Source organism: Streptomyces sp. NPDC017890, from assembly GCF_044328675.1.
Lineage (GTDB): Bacteria > Actinomycetota > Actinomycetes > Streptomycetales > Streptomycetaceae > Streptomyces.
Genome location: NZ_JBIRHU010000011.1, coordinates 180,646 through 199,240 on the forward strand (window position 1 = coordinate 180,646; position 18,595 = coordinate 199,240).

Annotated in this window: 15 protein-coding genes and 1 pseudogene; 6 read left to right on the forward strand and 10 right to left on the reverse strand. The window is 71.1% G+C overall.

Going from position 1 to position 18,595, the window contains the following annotated elements; genetic code table 11:
* Positions 1-213 precede the first annotated feature (213 nt).
* The 4 genes from ACH4F2_RS16860 to ACH4F2_RS16875 all read left to right on the forward strand — a co-directional run bounded on the left by ACH4F2_RS16860 (position 214) and on the right by ACH4F2_RS16875 (position 5,033).
* Positions 214-1,554: a DUF2252 domain-containing protein gene (locus tag ACH4F2_RS16860; RefSeq protein WP_398133462.1), complete on the forward strand. Its 1,341-nt coding sequence runs from the start codon at positions 214-216 to the stop codon at positions 1,552-1,554.
* Between the two features lie 69 nt (positions 1,555-1,623).
* Positions 1,624-2,334: a hypothetical protein gene (locus tag ACH4F2_RS16865; RefSeq protein WP_398133463.1), complete on the forward strand. Its 711-nt coding sequence runs from the start codon at positions 1,624-1,626 to the stop codon at positions 2,332-2,334.
* 78 nt (positions 2,335-2,412) lie between these two features.
* Positions 2,413-3,213: a DsbA family protein gene (locus ACH4F2_RS16870; protein ID WP_398133464.1), complete on the forward strand. Its 801-nt coding sequence runs from the start codon at positions 2,413-2,415 to the stop codon at positions 3,211-3,213.
* Positions 3,214-3,347: 134 nt separating this feature from the next.
* On the forward strand, positions 3,348-5,033 hold the full coding sequence (locus ACH4F2_RS16875) for an alkaline phosphatase D family protein (protein WP_398133465.1): 1,686 nt from the start codon (positions 3,348-3,350) through the stop codon (positions 5,031-5,033).
* Here ACH4F2_RS16875 and ACH4F2_RS16880 read toward each other — a convergent pair.
* Positions 5,018-5,641, reverse strand: a pseudogene (locus tag ACH4F2_RS16880) (dienelactone hydrolase family protein); the annotation flags it as partial. The gene ACH4F2_RS16875 and the pseudogene ACH4F2_RS16880 overlap by 16 nt on opposite strands.
* A gap of 88 nt (positions 5,642-5,729) precedes the next feature.
* Here ACH4F2_RS16880 and ACH4F2_RS16885 point away from each other — a divergent pair.
* Complete coding sequence (locus tag ACH4F2_RS16885; RefSeq protein WP_398133466.1) at positions 5,730-6,854, forward strand: mechanosensitive ion channel family protein; 1,125 nt, start codon at positions 5,730-5,732, stop codon at positions 6,852-6,854.
* A 17-nt stretch (positions 6,855-6,871) separates the two neighbouring features.
* On the opposite strand, the gene ACH4F2_RS16890 is transcribed toward ACH4F2_RS16885, so the two are convergent.
* The 5 genes from ACH4F2_RS16890 to ACH4F2_RS16910 form a co-directional block, all read right to left on the reverse strand.
* Positions 6,872-8,458, reverse strand: a complete 1,587-nt coding sequence (locus tag ACH4F2_RS16890) for a Na+/H+ antiporter (protein ID WP_398133467.1) — start codon at positions 8,456-8,458, stop codon at positions 6,872-6,874.
* Positions 8,459-8,547: 89 nt separating this feature from the next.
* Entirely contained in the window at positions 8,548-9,033 is a 486-nt protein-coding gene (locus ACH4F2_RS16895) for a GNAT family N-acetyltransferase (protein WP_398133468.1), read from the reverse strand.
* Positions 9,030-9,974, reverse strand: coding sequence for an RluA family pseudouridine synthase (locus tag ACH4F2_RS16900; RefSeq protein ID WP_398133469.1), 945 nt, complete (start codon positions 9,972-9,974; stop codon positions 9,030-9,032). The genes ACH4F2_RS16895 and ACH4F2_RS16900 overlap by 4 nt, the downstream gene beginning before the upstream one ends.
* Positions 9,975-10,018: 44 nt before the next feature.
* Complete coding sequence (gene lspA, locus ACH4F2_RS16905) at positions 10,019-10,612, reverse strand: signal peptidase II (RefSeq protein ID WP_398133470.1); 594 nt, start codon at positions 10,610-10,612, stop codon at positions 10,019-10,021.
* A gap of 67 nt (positions 10,613-10,679) precedes the next feature.
* Positions 10,680-11,468 (reverse strand): TraR/DksA C4-type zinc finger protein, encoded by a 789-nt coding sequence (locus ACH4F2_RS16910; protein WP_398133471.1) that lies wholly within the window; start codon positions 11,466-11,468, stop codon positions 10,680-10,682.
* A 593-nt stretch (positions 11,469-12,061) separates the two neighbouring features.
* On the opposite strand from ACH4F2_RS16910, the gene ileS reads away from it, so the two are divergent.
* On the forward strand, positions 12,062-15,241 hold the full coding sequence (gene ileS / locus ACH4F2_RS16915) for an isoleucine--tRNA ligase (protein WP_398133472.1): 3,180 nt from the start codon (positions 12,062-12,064) through the stop codon (positions 15,239-15,241).
* A gap of 250 nt (positions 15,242-15,491) precedes the next feature.
* Here ileS and divIVA read toward each other — a convergent pair whose 3' ends face one another.
* From divIVA to ACH4F2_RS16935, 4 genes are all read right to left on the reverse strand, one after another.
* Positions 15,492-16,679, reverse strand: coding sequence for an apical growth/hyphal branching protein DivIVA (divIVA, locus tag ACH4F2_RS16920; RefSeq protein ID WP_398133473.1), 1,188 nt, complete (start codon positions 16,677-16,679; stop codon positions 15,492-15,494).
* 55 nt (positions 16,680-16,734) lie between these two features.
* On the reverse strand, positions 16,735-17,019 hold the full coding sequence (locus ACH4F2_RS16925) for a YggT family protein (RefSeq protein ID WP_007448661.1): 285 nt from the start codon (positions 17,017-17,019) through the stop codon (positions 16,735-16,737).
* An 81-nt stretch (positions 17,020-17,100) separates the two neighbouring features.
* Positions 17,101-17,742 carry a cell division protein SepF gene (locus ACH4F2_RS16930; RefSeq protein WP_398133474.1) on the reverse strand — a complete coding sequence of 214 codons (642 nt, stop codon included), beginning with the start codon at positions 17,740-17,742 and terminating at the stop codon, positions 17,101-17,103.
* A 129-nt stretch (positions 17,743-17,871) separates the two neighbouring features.
* The gene (locus tag ACH4F2_RS16935; protein WP_398133475.1) at positions 17,872-18,591 is read right to left on the reverse strand and encodes a YggS family pyridoxal phosphate-dependent enzyme; all 720 of its coding nucleotides are present in this window, start codon (positions 18,589-18,591) and stop codon (positions 17,872-17,874) included.
* Positions 18,592-18,595 lie beyond the last annotated feature (4 nt).

The window sequence follows — 18,595 nt, forward strand, 5'->3', positions numbered from 1 at the left end:
ACGGGCTACGGGCTGCGGTCAGTCCGGGGGTCAGCGTCGAAGTCTAAGCCTCGCCACTGACACTGCGAGGCGTTCCGCGCGTACCTTCGAGGACGGGCCCGCGTGTCGGGGCGAGGGCCCCGGGCGCGGGCACTCCCGCATCCCTTCGAACGTTGTTCCGAGTGGAGATCCGCTCCACTCGTCACGCACCACCCGCACCAGGAGGCACCAGGCATGTCGGTCCCGCAGCTCAACGAGGAGCACCGCGGCGAGGAGATCCTCGCCGTCTTCGACACCGCCTTCGGCCAGCTGCTGGCCGCGGATCCGGCGGCGTTCCGCGTGAAGTTCCGGAAGATGGCCGCCTCGGCCTTCGCCTTCTACCGCGGCACGGCATGCCTCTTTTACCACGATTTGACCGTGGACCAGGAGTTCGGTGCGAAGAGCGGCGGCCCGTACCTGGACGAGCGGACCTCCCGGGTGTGGATCCACGGCGACCTGCACGCGGAGAACTTCGGCACGTACATGGACTCGACCGGCCGGCTGATCTTCAACGTCAACGACTTCGACGAGGCCTACGTCGGACCCTTCACCTGGGACCTCAAGCGCTTCGCCGCCTCCGTAGCGCTGATCGGGTACGCGAAGGCGTTCAGCGACGAGCAGATCACCGAGCTGGTGCGGGTGTACGCGGGCGCGTACCGCGAGCGGATCCACGCCCTGGCCACCGGCGCCAAGAGTGACGAGGTGCCGCCGTTCACGCTGGACACCGCGGAGGGGCCGCTGCTGGGGGCACTGCGCGTCGCCCGCTCCCTGACCCGCTTCGGGCTGCTGGAGTCGATGACCGAGATCCGTGACTTCGAGCGCCGCTTCGCCCCGGGCGGCGGCTCCATCGAGCTGGACGCCGCCACGCGCTACAAGGTCCTCGCGGCCTTCGACGGCTACCTGGAGACGCTCCCGGAGTCGTCCCTGGCCCGCCCGGACTCCTACCGCGTGAAGGACGTCGTCGGCCGCCGGGGCATCGGCATCGGCTCGGCCGGCCTGCCCTCGTACAACATCCTCCTGGAGGGCAACAGCGACGCCCTGGAGAACGACGTCGTGATCTACATCAAGCAGGCCCAGACCCCGGCGGTCTCCCGGCACATCACCGACCAGGCCATCCGGGACTACTTCCAGCACGAGGGCCACCGCACGGTGATCTCCCAGCGCGCCCTCCAGGCGCACGCCGACCCGTGGCTGGGCTGGACCGAGCTGGACGGCTCGGGCCAGCTGGTCGCGGAGGTCTCGCCGTACGCCGTCGACCTGGACTGGGGCGACATCGACGACCCGGAGGAGATCGCCGAGGTCGTCGCCGACCTGGGCCGGGCCACGGCGACCATGCACGCGGCGGCGGACGACCAGTCCGGCGAGTCCCTGGTGCCCTTCTCCACCGAGCGGGCCATCGACGCGGCGATCGCAGCCGACGAGGAGGGCTTCGGGCCCCTGCTGGTCGACTTCGCCCACCGCTACGGCGCACGCGCGCGTGCCGACCACCAGACCTTCGTCGACCTGTTCCGCAACGGCCGGATTCCGGGTCTGTAACCGTCGGCTCTCGCACAGGAACCCTTTAGGGGTCCCTTACCGGGCCCCATGACAGACTCTCCAATCGCTATGGACATATCCGGAACCCCGCTCAGAGCCGTACGCGCGGCGCTGTTCACGGCATTCGTCGTGACGCTCAGCACCGCGTCGCACGTGCTGCTGTCCGGGGTTCCCCTGCCGCTGCCCACAGTGGCAGCGGTCGCCGCCGCCGTGTTCCTGATCGCGTACGCCCTGGCCGGGCGGCGCGAGCGGGGCTTCGGGCGGATCGCGGCCCTGCTGATCCCGCTGGAGCTGGCCGCCGACACGGTCTTCACCACCGGCCAGCACGTCTGCTACGGGCGGACGGGCGGCCCGGTCGCGGGTCCGCTGCGCTCCGTGGGCTTCGACGTGCTGTGCGGCGACGGGACCGGCGTCCACGCCGGTGTCGCCGCCCCGCTGACCCGGGTGACCGGCGCGGAGACCGACCGGCTGGCGACCGTGCTCGCCGACGCCGGCCCCTCGACCGCCTGGCTGCTGCTCGGCGCGCACGTCGCCGTCGGCCTTCTGGCGGCGGCCTGGCTGCGGCGCGGCGAGCAGGCGCTGGCCCAGCTGCTGAGCGCGGTGGCCGCGACCACCTTCCGGCCGCTGCTGCTCGCCGTCGCGGCCGTGAGCGTACGCCGGGCCCCGGCGGCGGTGCGCCGCCCGGCGCCTTCGGCCGTCCGGACCACCGGCGCCCGCGAGCGGATCCTCACACACTCCCTGGGACGGCGCGGACCGCCGTGCTCGGCCGCCCTCGTGTGACCCGTCACCGAGCACCAGCAGTCCCCCCATACGTATTCCGCACACCCCCGTGTGCGCGTCCCCGGAGAGATCACCACCATGAGCAAGCGGAACAGCCAGGCGGCCAAGTCGGCGGCCCGTGAGCGCCTGCGCGAGGAGCGCGAGCGTCAGGCCAAGCGTGACAAGGTCAGGCGGCAGGTCGTCGTGGCCTGCTCCATCGTCGGCGTGCTGGCGATAGCCGGCGGTATCGGCTACGCCGTCATGCAGATGAACGAGCCCTCGGGCTGGGAGAAGGCCGCCGACGCCAAGGTGGTGGCCCCTGCCAACACCTCCGGCAAGAACGGCACCACGGTCACCCTCGGCGACTCCAAGAGCGACAACGTCGTCCACCTCTACGAGGACCCGCGCTGCCCGGGCTGCGCCTCCTTCGAGCAGGGCGTCGGCGAGGCCGTCAACAAGGGCATGGAGGACGGCACCTACAAGCTCTCCTTCACGATCGGCACCTTCCTCGACGGGAACCTCGGCGGCGAGGGCTCGAAGAACGCGCTGAGCGCGCTCGGTGCCGCGCTGAACGTCAGCCCCGAGGCGTTCATCGACTACAAGACGGCGCTCTACTCCTCCGAGCACCACCCGTCGGAGTCGACCGACGACTTCGCCAAGGACGACTACCTGATCAAGGTGGCGGACACGGTCGAGGCCCTGAAGAGCAACAAGAAGTTCCAGGACGCCGTGGAGAAGGGCACCTACGACGCCTGGGCGATGAAGATGAGCGATTCCTTCCAGAAGGCCGAGGACGTCCAGTCGACCCCGACCGTCAAGATCAACGACAAGGTGATCGAGACCCCGGGCACCGACGCCGAGTGGCAGAAGGCGCTCAAGGACGCGGGCGTCACCAAGTGATCCCCGCGTGATCCCCGCAGGGCCCTGCCGAGGGCCCTGCGGGGGTGACGCCGCACCGAAGCACGGCCGACGGGCGGGCGAACTTTCGCGAGTTCGCCCGCCCGCGCGCATACCGATCAGTAACCTGATCGTCCGTGGCCAGTCGACACAGATCATCCGAGAACACCGTTCCGTCGCCCGCCGATGGCGCGAACACCCGTACCCCGAGCCGCCGTACGGTCGTCAAGGCCGCGGCGGCCGGCGCCGTCCTGGCCGCCCCGCTCGCCGCGGCGCTGCCCGCCGGTGCCGCCGACGCCGCCCCCGCCTTCCTGCACGGCGTCGCCTCCGGCGACCCGCTGCCCGACGGCGTCCTGCTGTGGACCCGGGTGACCCCGACACCGGAGGCGATACCGGGCTCCGGGGCGGGCCCGGACACCGAGGTGAGCTGGGTCGTCGCCACGGACAAGGCGTTCACGAACATCGTCGCCAAGGGGTCCACCACGGCGACGGCCGCCTCCGACCACACCGTCAAGGCCGACATCCGGGGCCTCGCGCCCGCCACGGACTACTGGTTCCGCTTCTCCGCCGGCCCCACCGACTCCCCCGCCGCCCGGACCCGCACCGCCCCCGCGGCCGACGCGGCCGTCACCGGCCTGCGCTTCGGCGTGGTCTCCTGCGCCAACTGGGAGGCCGGCCACTTCTCGTCGTACCGGCATCTCGCGGCCCGCGGAGACCTGGACGCCTGGCTGCACCTGGGCGACTACATCTACGAGTACGGCACCGGCGAGTACGGCACCCGCGACACCGTCGTACGACCGCACGCGCCCGCCCACGAGATCCTCACGCTCGCCGACTACCGCGTCCGTCACGGCCGGTACAAGACCGACACCGACCTCCAGGCGCTGCACGCCGCCGCGCCGGTCGTCGCGATCTGGGACGACCACGAGATCGCCGACGACACCTGGTCGGGCGGCGCCGAGAACCACACCGAGGGCGCCGAGGGCACCTGGGCGGCGCGTCAGGCCGCCGCCGAGCAGGCCTACTTCGAGTGGATGCCGGTGCGACCCGCGATCGCCGGCACCACCTACCGCAGGCTGCGCTTCGGCCGGCTGGCCGACCTGTCGCTGCTGGACCTGCGCTCCTTCCGCTCGCAGCAGGTGTCGCTCGGCGACGGCGAGGTCGACGACCCGGAGCGCACCCTCACCGGCCGCGCCCAGTTGGACTGGCTCAAGGCCGGACTCACGTCGTCCGACACCACGTGGCGGCTGGTGGGCAACCCGGTGATGATCTCGCCGTTCGCGATCGGCTCGGTCCCCGCCGAGCTGCTGAAGCCGCTCGCCGAGCTGCTCGGCCTGCCGAAGGAGGGCCTCGCCCTCAGCACCGACCAGTGGGACGGGTACACCGACGACCGCCGCGAACTGCTGGCGCACCTGCGCGCGAACGCCGTCCGCAACACGGTGTTCCTGACCGGCGACATCCACATGGCCTGGGCCAACGACGTGCCGTACAACGCCGCCACGTACCCGCTGTCCGCCTCGGCCGCCACGGAGTTCGTCGTCACCTCGGTGACCTCCGACAACCTCGACGACATCGTGAAGGTCCCCGAGGGCACGGTCTCGGCGATCGCGGCACCGGTCATCCGGGCCGCGAACCGGCACGTCCACTGGGTCGACACCGACCGGCACGGCTACGGCGTGCTGGACATCACCGCGGACCGGACGCAGATGGACTACTACGTCGTCTCCGACCGCACCGACCCGGACGCCACGTCGAAGTGGGCCCGTTCGTACCGCACCCGCAGTGGAACGCAGCGGGTCGAGCGCGTCTACGCCCCGGTCTGATCCCCGGCCCGGTCCGCGTCCTCCTCCAGCGTCCCGAGGAAGCCGAGCGCCACCCGCCAGGTGGCCTCGGCCGCCTCCTCGTCGTAGTCCGGCAGGTCGGGGTCGGTGTAGAGGTGGCCGGCCCCGGCGTACCTGTACACCTCGACGTCGGCGCCGGTCCGGCCCATCTGGAGATACCAGGCGCTGAGCCAGTCGTCCGTCTCGAAGGCGTCCGGCTCCGCGACGTGCAGCTGGACCGGCAGATCGTCGACGGAGGCGTTGGCGGCGATGTCCGAGGTGCCGTGCAGGAGCAGCAGTCCGCGGGCGCGCTGGTCGCCGAGGGCGAGGGTCTGCGCGATCGAGGCACCGAGCGAGAACCCGGCGTACACCAGTCCCCGTTCGGAATAGGGGGCGGCGGCCAGCACGGCCCGCTTCAGCAGCTCCTCCTTGCCGGTCTCCTCCTGGTGGGTCATGCCCTCCTCGACCGTGTCGAACGTCCGGCCCTCGAAGAGATCCGGAGTCCACACCTGGTGCCCGGCGTCGCGCAGCCGGTCGGCGGCCTGCCGCACCGCGGGCCTGAGGCCAAGGGTCGAGTGAAAGAGCACGATGTTCATGGGGCCATGGTGCCAGCCGGGTGTGACAACGCGGTCGCGTCGATACCCGGGACGGGACGGAAGTCACAGGTTCACAGCGCGGCGCGGCGGTTACGTTCGAGGGATGGAGACCATACTCCGCCCGCTGATCGTGGTCGGCGGCTCCGTCCTGCTGACCCTGGTCATCGGCTGGGCCACCGACCTCCTGCTGCGCAAGGCCGACGGACGGCACCCCGAGACACCCCTGTGGGGGCTGCTGCGCCGTGCCCGCATCCCGTACCAGCTCCTCCTCTGCTCGGCGCTGCTGAGAGGGTCGTACGTCGAGGCACAGGTGTTCCCCGAGCACCGGGAGGGCGTCGGCCGGACGCTGACGCTGGTGCTGATCGGATCGGCGGCCTGGCTGGTGATCCGGATCGCCGCGGCGGTCGTCGAGACGTCGTACTCCCGCTACGCCCACGCCCACGCCCAGCGGAACCCGGCCCGGGTACGGCGCGTCCGCACCCAGGTGTCGCTGATCATGCGGGTGGTCTCGGCGGTCGTCGGCGTGGTCGCCGTGTCGTCGATGCTGCTGACGTTCCCGGCGATGCGCGCGGCGGGCGCCTCGCTGCTGGCCTCGGCCGGTCTGCTCGGCATCGTGGCCGGCATCGCCGCGCAGTCCACGCTCAGCAACATGTTCGCCGGGTTCCAGATCGCCTTCGGCGACATGGTGCGCATGGGCGACACGGTCGTGGTCGACGGGGAGTGGGGAACGGTCGAGGAGATCACGCTCACGTTCCTGACCGTGCGGACCTGGGACGAGCGCCGGATCACCATGCCGGTGTCGTACTTCACGTCCAAGCCGTTCGAGAACTGGTCGCGCGGCACGCCTCAGATGACCGGGACGGTCTTCTGGCACCTCGACCACTCCGCGCCGCTGGAGCCGATGCGCGAGCGGCTGCGCGACATCCTGCGCGAGTGCCCGGCCTGGGACGGCCGCGACTACAACCTGACCGTCACGGACACCACCCCGAACACCATGCAGGTGCGGGCCCTGGTGACGGCGAAGGACGCCGACGACATCTGGACGGTACGGGTCACGGTCCGCGAGGGGATGATCCGCTGGCTCGCCGACGAGCACCCGTACGCCCTGCCGCGGATCAACACGGCGGACGCGCCCCTGCGCCCGTCCCGGGACGGTTTCCAGCGTCCCCGCCGCTCCCCCGGCGGGTCCCCCCGCTCCGTCCCGGAACAGCCGACGAAGCGCTTGTGACCCGCGCGGGGCCCGCCTCAGCGCAGGCTGCGCACGTCGAGGTGGCGCAGGACGCGGTCCACGATCTCCGGGGCGGCCCCGGGCTCGCTGCGTGCGGCCAGCACCTCGTGGCGGGCGGCGCTCAGCATCTCGCCCTGGATGCGGCGGACCCGTTTCAGCCGCCGGTCCCGCTGCTCCTGCGCCTCGCGTCGCTCCTCGTCGCCGACGTCGGGACTGATCCGCAGCCCGATGTCGAAGGCGCGCCGCAGCATCTGCTCGGACAGCTCCTCCGGCAGTTCCTCGACGGACTCGATCTCCCTGAGCCGCTGCCTGGCCGCCCTGGCCGCCCGGACGGCCAGCTCCTTCTCGTACTGCTTCTCCCGCTCGGTGTCCGCCCGCACCCCGAGCCGGCCCACCAGCCACGGCAGCGTCAGACCCTGCAGCAGCAGCGTGACCATGATCACGCCGAACGCAATGAAGACGATCTCCTCACGGTGGGGGAAGGCGGACCCGTCGTCCGTCTCCAGCGGGATCGCGAGCGCCAGCGCGACCGAGGCGACGCCCCGCATCCCTGACCACCACATGACGACGGTCTCCCGCCAGGACGTGGGGATGTCCTCGTCGTGGTCGCGTCCGGCGTGCAGCCGTTTCGTCAGCCAGGTGGCCGGCAGCAGCCACACCAGCCTCACGAGGATCACCACGCCGGCGATCACCGCGGCCCAGCCGAGCAGTTCGGTCCAGCGTCCGGAGGCCGTGCGGATCGCGTTGTGCAGTTCCAGGCCGACCAGGCCGAACGCGACGCCGGTGACGAGCGTGTCGACGACGTCCCACACGGTGTGCCCGGCGAGCCGGGTCATCACGTCGTCGGCGTCGAAGGCGTACTCGGCGAGGAACATCGCGGTGGTGAGCACCGCGAGCACTCCGGAGCCGTGCAGTTCCTCGGCCAGGACGTACGACCCGTACGGCACCAGCAGCGTCAGGCCGATCTGCAGGGTGGCGTCCCCCAGCACGCTCAGCAGCTTGTTGGTGGCCCAGCCCAGCGCGAGACCGACCGCGACGGCGACGACGGCGGACACCACCAGGTCGAGTCCGGCCCGCCACGGCGAGAAGGTGCCGCCGACCGCCGCGGCGATGGCCACGTGGTACAGGACGATGGCGGTGACGTCGTTGAACAGTCCCTCGCCCTCCAGGATGGACACCAGGCGGCGCGGCAGCCCCAGTTGCCCGGCGACGGCGGTCGCCGCGACCGGGTCGGGCGGCGCCACCAGGGCGCCCAGCGCGAAGGCGGCGGCGATCGGCAGCCCCGGCACGATGGCGCCGGCCACCGCGGCCACGCAGGTCATGGTGACGAAGACCAGCGCGACCGCCAGCAGGAAAATCGGGCGTCTGTTGGCCGCGAACTGCCTCCATGACGTGCGCCGCACGGCCGCGTACAGCAGCGGCGGCAGCAGCACGGGCAGGATGAGTTCGGGCGGGATGTCGACGTTGGGCACGAAGTCGAGCAGCGCGAGGACGATCCCGAGGACCGTCATCAGCACCGGCGCCGGCAGCCCGAGCCGGGCACCGGCGGGGACGCTCAGCAGGGCCCCGAGCAGCAGCATGAACAACAGGGCCAACTGATCCACGGTCAGCGCTCCGGTGGGGTCTAGGGGCTGTGACGGCGGACCTCAAGCCTGCCACGTCACCGGCCCCACCAGCCCGTTCGGCGCCCCGGTTACAGGGCGCGCCGCATCGCGCGGTGGGGGATCCCGGCGTCGGGGAACTCGGGCCCGTACGCCTCGTACCCCAGTCGCTCGTAGAAACCCAGGGCGTGGGTCTGCGCGTGCAGGTCCACGGCGGTGAGTCCACGCGCGCGTGCCGCCTCCTCGACGGCCCGGACCAGGGCGGCTCCGACGCCCATTCCGCGGGCGTCCCGGGTCACGGCGAGTCGGCCCAGGGAGCCGACGGCCGGGTCGCCGTCGCCGTTCTTCGCGGCGGCGGCCTCGCCGTGCAGCAGGCGGCCGGTGCCCAGCGGTACGCCGTCCGCCCGGACCGCCAGGACGTGCACGGCGCCGGCGTCGTGGGCGTCGTACTCGATGTCCTCGGGGACCTTCTGCTCGACGACGAAGACGTCCTTGCGCACCGCGAAGCACGCCTCCCGGTCGCCGGGGCCCTCGGCGACCCGCACCTCGTACGACGGTGCCCGGTCCGGGGCGCTCATCCGTAGGTCTCCTCGCGGACCAGGTCCAAGGCCTGCTGGAGGTCCTCCGGGTAGTCGCTGGCGTACTCGACCCACTGTCCGTCGCCGGGGTGCTCGAAGCCGAGGCGTACGGCGTGCAGCCACTGGCGGGTGAGGCGCAGCCGCTTGGCGAGCGTGGGGTCGGCGCCGTAGGTCAGGTCGCCGACGCAGGGGTGGCGGTGGGCGGCCATGTGGACGCGGATCTGGTGGGTGCGGCCGGTCTCCAGCTTCACGTCGAGCAGGGAGGCGGCGCGGAAGGCCTCGATGAGGTCGTAGTGCGTGACGGAGGGCTTGCCCTCGGCGGTGACGGCCCACTTGTAGTCGTGCTGGGGGTGGCGGCCGATGGGGGCGTCGATGGTGCCGCTGGTCGGGTCGGGGTGGCCCTGGACGAGCGTGTGGTAGCGCTTGTCGACCGTGCGCTCCTTGAACTGGCGCTTGAGCGAGGTGTACGCCCGCTCCGACTTGGCCACCGCCATCAGGCCGGAGGTGCCCACGTCGAGGCGGTGCACGATGCCCTGCCGCTCGGCGGCGCCCGAGGTGGAGATGCGGTACCCGGCGGCGGCCAGTCCGCCGATGACGGTCGGGCCGCTCCAGCCCGGGGACGGGTGGGCGGCGACGCCCACCGGCTTGACGATCACGACCACGTCGTCGTCGTCGTGCACGATCTCCATGCCCTCGACGGGCTCGGCGACCACCTGCACCGGCGCGGGCGCCTGCGGCATCTCGACCTCGAGCCAGGCGCCGCCGTGGACGCGCTCGGACTTGCCGACCACCGATCCGTCGACCTGCACCTTGCCCGCCGCGGCGAGCTCCGCGGCCTTGGTACGGGAAAAGCCGAACATGCGGGAGATGGCGGCGTCGACGCGCTCGCCCTCCAGGCCGTCGGGCACGGGCAGGGTACGGATCTCGGGAATCGTGCTCACCCCGTCGAGTATGCCGGACGGGTCGGACACTCCCGACCGCGCGCTCAGTCCTTGTGGACGGTCCCGTCCGGGTCGAGGCCCCGGAAGGAGAGGATCACGATCAGGATGCCGCCGCAGACGATCGCCGAGTCGGCGAGGTTGAAGACGGCGAAGTGCTTGGGCGCGATGAAGTCCACGACCGCGCCCTCGAAGACGCCGGGCGCGCGGAAGATCCGGTCGGTGAGGTTGCCGAGGGCGCCGCCGAGCAGCATGCCGAGCGCGACCGCCCACGGCAGGCTGTAGAGCTTGCGCGCGAGGCGGGCGATCACGACGATCACGGCCGCCGCGATCACCGTGAAGATCACGGTGAAGGCCTCGCCGATGCCGAAGGCCGCGCCCGCGTTGCGGATGGCCACGAACCGCAGCCAGTCCCCGACGATCTCGATGGGCTCCTGGTGCTCCAGCTCGGCGACCACGATCATCTTGCTGACCAGGTCGAGGAGATACGCGAACGCGGCGACCGCGAAGAGCACGGCGATCCGCCGCTTGCCCCGGGGGCGCTCCGGGGGCTGCTCCTGCTCGGCGTCGGGCCGCTCCTGCCCGTCCCCGGCCGCGTCCGGGGTGTCCGGCGTACCGATGATGCGCTCCGCCTCTGCCACGTGAGTCCCTCAACCTAGGTACCTGACTGAGGACGAGGGTACGGCACGCCTTCCCTCCCCTACCTGCTCAGTACCGGCGCTCCTGCTTCTGCTTGCACTCGACGCACAGGGTGGCCCTCGGGAAGGCCTGCATGCGCGCCTTGCCGATGGGGTTGCCGCAGTTCTCGCACAGGCCGTAGGTGCCCGCGTCCAGGCGTTCCAGGGCGCGCTCGGTCTGGGTGAGCACCTCGCGCGCGGTGGCGGCCAGCGCCAGTTCGTGCTCGCGCGTGATGTTCTTGCTGCCGGTGTCCGCCTCGTCGTCGCCCGCGCCGTCCCCGGAGTCGCGCATCATGCCCTGCAGCGACCGCTCGGAGGAGTCGATCTCGGTGCGCAGCCGGTCGGCCTCGGACTGCAGCTCCCCGCGCGCCGCCTCGGCCTCTTCCGGGGTCCAGGGCTCCTCTCCGGGACGGACCGCGAGGTCGCCGGGGTCCGCGGCGTCGCGGGCCTTGGGAACGGCGGACTTGGCCGCCGTGGCCGTGCCAGGAGTCTTCTTCGCAACCACCGTCGTGGCTCCCGTCTGCTCCGCGGCCTCGGCCGCGCCCACTTTCTTCGCCGTGCTCTTCTTCGCCGTGCTCTTTTTCGCCGCGGTCTTCCCGGCCGCGGTCTTCCCCGCCGCGCCCTGCCGCCTCGCCGCGGGCTTCTCCGCCGGGCCGTCCCCCGCGGTGCTCTCCTGCGCGGCGGTCTTCCTCCCGGTGGTCTTCTTCGCGGGCGGCGTCTTCTTCGCGGGCGGCGTCTTCTCGGCGGCCGTCGCCTTCTCGGCAGCGGACTTCTTCGCAGTCGCCTCCGACTGCTGTACGGCGGTCTTCTTCGCCACCATGGCCGCGGCCCCTTCACATATTGTGATCTTGCGCGCGAATCGTGCTGGGACGATAAATCGACTCGGGTCCCGCGGCAACGGGGCACGCCGCCCGATTCGCCGGCCCACCGCGCGCCGCGCGGTGAGCATGCATGCGTTGTGCCCAGCTCCCCGCCGGGTAATCCGCCGGGACGGAGCCCGCCGGGCCGCCCGGGAGCCGGACGCCCGACGACGGCATTCGGGTCACGCCCGGGCGTCCGGAGACCGTACGGCGCCCCCGCTCCCCCAGGTGACAAAACCGGTCGGCCGCTGTCCCCGCGGCGCCGTACACTGGGCGCAGCGAAAAGCGTGGATGGGGACGAGTAGCGGCGTACGCAGCCCAGAGCGACCCGGGGACGGTGTGAGCCCGGGGGCGAGCGCGACGTGAAGATCACCCCGGAGCCGCCGGAGGAAAGCCGTGACCGGACGGTCACGGCGAGTAGAACCGGCTCGCGACCCCAATGAGGGGGCTCACCGGCGCACACGAAGCACCGGAGGGCCAAGGAGGGTGGTACCGCGGGAGCACGGCTCTCGTCCCTCCGACGGAAGGCAGCACGTCCGCCGGAGGAAGCTCGTTGAATACGCAGCCGCAGTACCGCCAGGTGCCCGCCCAGGTCGACCTGCCCGCGCTCGAACACGCGGTGCTCGACTTCTGGCGCGAGCAGAAGATCTTCGCCAAGAGCCTGGAGCAGTCCGAGGGCCGCCCCGAGTGGGTGTTCTACGAGGGCCCGCCCACCGCCAACGGCATGCCGGGCGCCCACCACATCGAGGCACGCGTCTTCAAGGACGTCTTCCCCCGCTTCCGCACCATGCGCGGGTACCACGTGGGCCGCAAGGCCGGCTGGGACTGCCACGGCCTGCCGGTCGAGCTGGCGGTGGAGAAGGAGCTCGGCTTCTCCGGCAAGCAGGACATCGAGGCGTACGGCATCGCCGAGTTCAACGCCAAGTGCCGCGAGTCGGTGACCCGCCACACCGATGCCTTCGAAGAGCTCACCACCCGCATGGGCTACTGGGCCGACCTCCAGGACCCGTACCGCACGATGGACCCGGAGTACATCGAGTCCGTCTGGTGGTCGCTGAAGGAGATCTTCGGCAAGGGCCTGCTGGTCCAGGACCACCGCGTCGCCCCCTGGTGCCCCCGCTGCGGCACCGGCCTGTCCGACCACGAGCTGGCGCAGGGCTACGAGACGGTCGTCGACCCGTCCGTCTTCGTGCGCTTCCCGCTGACCTCCGGCCCGCTCGCCGGCGAGGCCGCGCTCCTGATCTGGACGACCACGCCCTGGACCCTGGTGTCCAACACCGCGGTCGCCGCGCACCCCGACGTCACCTACGTCGTCGCGACCGACGGCGAGGAGAAGCTGGTCGTCGCCGAGCCGCTGGTGGAGAAGGCCCTCGGCGAGGGCTGGGAGGCCACCGGGCAGTCCTTCACCGGCGCCGAGATGGAACGCTGGAGGTACCAGCGGCCCTTCGAGCTGGTCGAGTTCCCGAGCGCCGGCGAGGCAGCCGACGGGCACAGCTCGGCGCCGGCGCACTACGTGGTGAACGCCGACTACGTCACCACCGAGGACGGCACGGGTCTGGTCCACCAGTCCCCCGCCTTCGGCGAGGACGACCTCAAGGTCTGCCGCTCCTACGGCATGCCGGTGGTCAACCCGGTCCGCCCGGACGGCACCTTCGAGGAGGACGTCCCCCTGGTCGGCGGCGTCTTCTTCAAGAAGGCCGACGAGAAGCTGACCGAGGACCTGGACACCCGGGGCCTGCTCTTCAAGCACATCCCGTACGAGCACAGCTACCCGCACTGCTGGCGCTGCCACACCGCGCTGCTGTACTACGCGCAGCCCTCCTGGTACATCCGCACCACGGCGATCAAGGACCGCCTCCTGGCGGAGAACGAGAAGACCAACTGGTTCCCGGACGCGGTCAAGCACGGCCGGTACGGCGACTGGCTGAACAACAACATCGACTGGGCCCTCTCCCGCAACCGCTACTGGGGCACCCCGCTGCCCATCTGGCGCTGCGAGGACGACCACCTCACGGTCGCCGGCTCCCGCGCCGAACTCACCGAGCTGACCGGCACCGACCAGTCCGCCCTGGACCCGCACCGCCCGTACATCGACGAGGTCACCTTCGCCTGCCCGCAGGACGGGTGCGGCAAGGCGGCCACGCGCGTGCCGGAGGTCATCGACGCCTGGTACGACTCGGGTTCGATGCCGTTCGCGCAGTGGGGCTACCCGCACAAGAACAAGGAACTGTTCGAGTCCCGCTACCCGGCGCAGTTCATCTCCGAGGCCATCGACCAGACCCGCGGCTGGTTCTACACGCTGATGGCCGTCGGCACCCTGGTCTTCGACAAGTCCTCGTACGAGAACGTCGTCTGCCTCGGCCACATCCTCGCCGAGGACGGCCGCAAGATGTCCAAGCACCTGGGCAACACCCTGGACCCGATCCCGCTGATGGACCGGCACGGCGCGGACGCGGTCCGCTGGTTCATGGCGGCCGGCGGCTCCCCGTGGGCGGCCCGCCGCGTCGGCCACGGCACCATCCAGGAGGTCGTCCGCAAGACGCTCCTCACCTACTGGAACACGGTCGCCTTCCAGGCCCTGTACGCCCGCACCTCGGGCTGGGCCCCGAGCGGGGCCGACCCGGAGCCCGCCGAGCGCCCGGTCCTGGACCGCTGGCTGCTCTCCGAACTGCACGCCCTCACCGACCAGGTCACGCAGGCGCTGGACGCCTACGACACACAGCGCGCCGGCAAGCTGCTGTCCGCGTTCGTCGACGACCTGTCCAACTGGTACGTACGCCGCTCCCGGCGCCGCTTCTGGCAGGGCGACAAGGCGGCGCTGCGCACGCTGCACGAGGTCGTCGAGACGGTCACCAAGCTCATGGCCCCGCTGACCCCGTTCATCACCGAGCGGGTCTGGCAGGACCTGGTCGTGCCGGTCACCCCGGGCGCCCCCGAGTCCGTGCACCTGTCCTCCTGGCCTGAGGCGGACCTGTCGGCGATCGACCCGGAGCTGTCGAAGCAGATGGTGCTGGTCCGCCGCCTGGTGGAGCTGGGCCGTGCCACGCGCGCGGAGTCGGGCGTCAAGACCCGGCAGCCGCTCCGGCGCGCGCTGATCGCGGTGGCGGGCTTCGACGCGCTCACCCCCGAGCTGCACTCGCAGATCACGGAGGAGCTGAACGTCGAGTCCCTCGCGTCGCTGAGCGAGGTCGGCGGCTCCCTGGTCGACACGACCGCGAAGGCCAACTTCCGTGCGCTGGGCAAGCGGTTCGGCAAGCGCGTCCAGGACGTCGCGAAGGCCGTCGCGAACGCGGACGCCGCGGCGCTCTCCCTCGCCCTGCGCGAGGGCACGGCGTCGGTGGAGGTCGACGGCGAGGCGATCGCCCTCGCCCCCGACGAGGTGATCATCACCGAGACGCCGCGCGAGGGCTGGTCGGTCGCCTCCGACTCGGGCGCGACGGTGGCGCTGGACCTGGAGATCACGGAGGAGCTCCGCCGCGCGGGCCTCGCTCGTGACGCGATCCGCCTGATCCAGGAGGCCCGCAAGAACAGCGGCCTCGACGTCGCCGACCGGATCGCGCTGCGCTGGACGGCCACGGACCCGGCGACGATCGCCGCCCTGACCGGCCACTCGGGCCTGATCGCCGACGAGGTCCTCGCGACGGACTTCGCGCAGGGTGAGGCGGACGACACGTACGGGGAGCCGTTCACGGACGAGGGGCTGTCCCTGACGTTCCGGCTGCGGAAGGCGTAACCGAGACGATCACCGAGAGGCCCGCCTCCCCCGACGGGGAAGCGGGCCTTTCGCGTGGCTGCGGGCAGTCGTGCAGCTGGGGCGGCACGGGTGGGCGCAGCGGCACCTCGCAACGCCGGGCTGCGACAGCATCCCCTCGCCCAGCACCCACAGCACCCGCACCACACACGAGGGCGGGCCCCGGGTCAGAAACCCGGGGCCCGCCCTGAACGCTGTCGGCTGCTACGCCGTACTACCGTTCGTCAACCTGTCAGTTGTCGTCCTCGTCGATCAGGAAGCCCCTCATCGGCGAAGGCGCCTGCCCCATCGGCGACGGGCCCTGCGGCCGTACCGGAGCCATCGGCTGGGTCATCGCCGGCGACATCTGCTGCTGACCGCTGTAGGACGGACCGGACTGGCTCGGCCCGCTGCCCATCGACTGGTTGCCGCCGCCGTACGACGGGGCACTCGCGCCGGCCGGTGCCATGGAAGGCGCCGGGGACGGCGGCAGGGAGGCCGTCGCGGGAGTACGCGGCGGGGCGAGCGAGTCGTCCGCCTGGGTCTCCAGCTGACGCAGCTGCGACTCCAGGTACGACTTCAGCCGCGTCCGGTACTCGCGCTCGAAGCCGCGCAGGTCCTCGACCTTGCGCTCCAGCGTGGCGCGGGCGGACTCCAGGGAGCCCATCGCGACGCGGTGCTTCTCCTGCGCGTCCCGCTCCAGGGCGTCGGCCTTGGCACGGGCGTCCCGCTCCAGACCCTCGGCACGCGAACGCGCCTCGCCGACGATCTTGTTGGCCTCGGAACGGGCCTCGGCGATCGCCTGGTCGGCGGTCTGCTGGGCCAGCGACAGGACACGGGCGGCGCTGTCGCCACCGGGGCCGCCCTGACCGGGCATGCCACCGGGGCCACCGGGGCCGCCGTGACCCTGCGGACCGCCCATGGGGCCGCCCATCGGGCCGGGGCCCATCTGGCCCTGCATCGGGCCGGGGCCGCCCTGGCCCATCGGCCCCGGACCCTGGCCCATCGGGCCGGGACCCTGCGGGCCACCCTGTCCGCCGGGGCCGGCGGGCAGCTGCGGGGCACCGCTCGGCAGCTGGGGCGGGCCACCCATGGGGCCACCCATCTGCTGCTGCGGCGGGCCCGATATGCCGGCGGGCACCGGAGCGCCGGGACCTCGCATGCCCTGCTGCGGCATACCGCCCTGCTGGGGCGGGCCCTGCTGCTGGTGCTGCTGATCCTGCGGCGGTTCCGGGGGCTTGCGCATGTTCTGCTGGTTCTGCGCAGCCGCGCGCGTCGCCGCGGCCAGTTTGGCGCGCAGGTCCTCGTTCTCGCGGAGCAGTCGGGTCAGTTCGGCTTCGACCTCGTCGAGGAAGGCATCGACCTCGTCCTCGTCATAGCCTTCTCGGAGGCGGACGGTCGTGAACTGCTTGTTCCGCACGTCCTCGGGGGTCAACGGCATCTCTTCACCTCAACGTTGTCGTCGGCATTCGGCAAGCCCGTATCTCTCTCATCGATCACAGCCGGCTCACGATCGAGATCAGGATGTAGACGATGATCATCAGTACGAAGAAGGACAGGTCGAGCGCCACGCCCCCGAGACGCAGCGGCGGGATGAACCGCCGCAGAAGCTTCAACGGTGGATCGGTGACAGTGTAGGTGGCCTCGAGAACGACCACCATCGCCTTGCCGGGTTGCCACGAGCGGGCGAACTGGAAGACGTAGTCCATGACCAACCGGAAGATGAGCACGATGAGGAAGCACATCAGCGCGATGTAGACGACATCCAGGACCACGCTCATGACCTGTGCTTCCCTCTCCCCTGAACCATCTCTCGGACCCGTTGTCGGATCCGCGTTCTTGCTCTGTACCGGTGGTGCGTCTCAGCTCTGGTTGAAGAACCCGCCCTCTGCGATGCGGGCCTTGTCCTCCGCCGTGACATCGACGTTAGCAGGAGACAGCAGGAACACCTTCTGCGTCACCCGCTCGATACTGCCGTGAAGACCAAACACCAAACCGGCCGCAAAGTCGACAAGTCGCTTCGCATCTGTGTCATCCATCTCAGTGAGATTCATGATCACCGGCGTGCCCTCACGGAAGTGTTCCCCGATGGTACGGGCCTCGTTGTAGGTCCGGGGGTGAAGTGTGGTGATCCGGTAGGGCTCTCGTTCGGACACGACCTTGGGCATGATGACCGGTGCGCTCTTTTCCAGGCTTGCGCGTTCTTGTGTGATGGATGCCACGGGCGCGATACGCGCCGGGCGGCCCGATTCCGCCGCGAGCGAAGTGGCACGGGGCACCGGCTCGCGCTGCGCGGGCGGCTGTACGACTCGCACCTCTTCATCCCTCAGGGGCTGATGCGAACCGTGCGGCTGGTGCGCCGGCTCGTGCCGCCGGTGGTCCCGCTCGGGCTCCGGGTCCAGTTCCGGTTCGAAGTCGTCGTCGGGGTCGAACCCCCGGCCGTCGTACCCATCGTCCTCCACGAGGCCGAGGTAGACCGCCATCTTGCGCATCGCGCCGGCCATGCTCTGAGTCCTCCGCTCTGTGGTGGATCGGCTGACGACTGCCAAATGCCCGCGATCCACGAGGTCGTTGCGTCCGCCTTTCGGCGGTAATGACCATATTTTCTGCTGTGGTCCGACTTCTTGGCGACGTTACCCGAGCCCGGGGCGGACTCCGAGTACCGCACTGCCGACGCGCACATGTGTCGCTCCGGCGGCCACGGCCTCTTCGAGGTCCGCACTCATCCCTGCGGAGACCATGTTCGCAGCCGGATGGGTTCGGCGCACGTAGGTCGACAAATCCATGAGGCGCTCGAAGGCGGCCTGTCGGCGTCCCGCGTATTCGCCGGTGAGCGGGGCGACGGTCATCAGTCCGTCGAGCCGCAGCCCCTCCGATCCGGCGACCAGGTCGGCCAACTCTTCGATTCCCGCGGGCGAGACGCCACCGCGCTCACCTCGCCCACCCTCTCCCGCGTCGAGCGCGACCTGGAGCAGGCAGCCCACCTCACGCCCGGCCCGCACGGCTTCCTTGGACAGTGCCGTGACGAGCCTGGCCCGGTCGATGGACTGCACGACGTCCGCGTAGCCGACCACGGACCGTACTTTGTTGGTCTGCAACTGACCGACGAAATGCCACGAAAGCGGCAGATCCGAGCATGCGGCGGCCTTGGGTGCCGCGTCCTGGTCGCGGTTCTCGGCGACATGACGCACACCGAGTCCGGCAAGGAGGCGCACATCGTCCGCCGGATAGGTCTTGGTGACCACGATCAGGGTCACCTCGTCGCGGCGGCGCCCCGCGGCCGCGCAGGCGGCGGCGATGCGCTCCTCCACTTTCGCCAGATTCGCGGCGAGTTCCTGCTTACGGTCCGTCATGCCC

Coding starts and splice junctions, on each gene's coding strand:
- ACH4F2_RS16910 (WP_398133471.1), bottom strand. CDS start 11,468: ATGGTGGCGAAGAAGACCGCCGTACAGCAGTCGGAGGCGACTGCGAAG.
- ACH4F2_RS16935 (WP_398133475.1), bottom strand. CDS start 18,591: ATGACGGACCGTAAGCAGGAACTCGCCGCGAATCTGGCGAAAGTGGAG.
- ACH4F2_RS16930 (WP_398133474.1), bottom strand. CDS start 17,742: ATGGCCGGCGCGATGCGCAAGATGGCGGTCTACCTCGGCCTCGTGGAG.
- ACH4F2_RS16885 (WP_398133466.1), top strand. CDS start 5,730: ATGGAGACCATACTCCGCCCGCTGATCGTGGTCGGCGGCTCCGTCCTG.
- ACH4F2_RS16860 (WP_398133462.1), top strand. CDS start 214: ATGTCGGTCCCGCAGCTCAACGAGGAGCACCGCGGCGAGGAGATCCTC.
- ACH4F2_RS16865 (WP_398133463.1), top strand. CDS start 1,624: ATGGACATATCCGGAACCCCGCTCAGAGCCGTACGCGCGGCGCTGTTC.
- divIVA (WP_398133473.1), bottom strand. CDS start 16,679: ATGCCGTTGACCCCCGAGGACGTGCGGAACAAGCAGTTCACGACCGTC.
- ACH4F2_RS16925 (WP_007448661.1), bottom strand. CDS start 17,019: ATGAGCGTGGTCCTGGATGTCGTCTACATCGCGCTGATGTGCTTCCTC.
- ACH4F2_RS16895 (WP_398133468.1), bottom strand. CDS start 9,033: ATGAGCGCCCCGGACCGGGCACCGTCGTACGAGGTGCGGGTCGCCGAG.
- ACH4F2_RS16870 (WP_398133464.1), top strand. CDS start 2,413: ATGAGCAAGCGGAACAGCCAGGCGGCCAAGTCGGCGGCCCGTGAGCGC.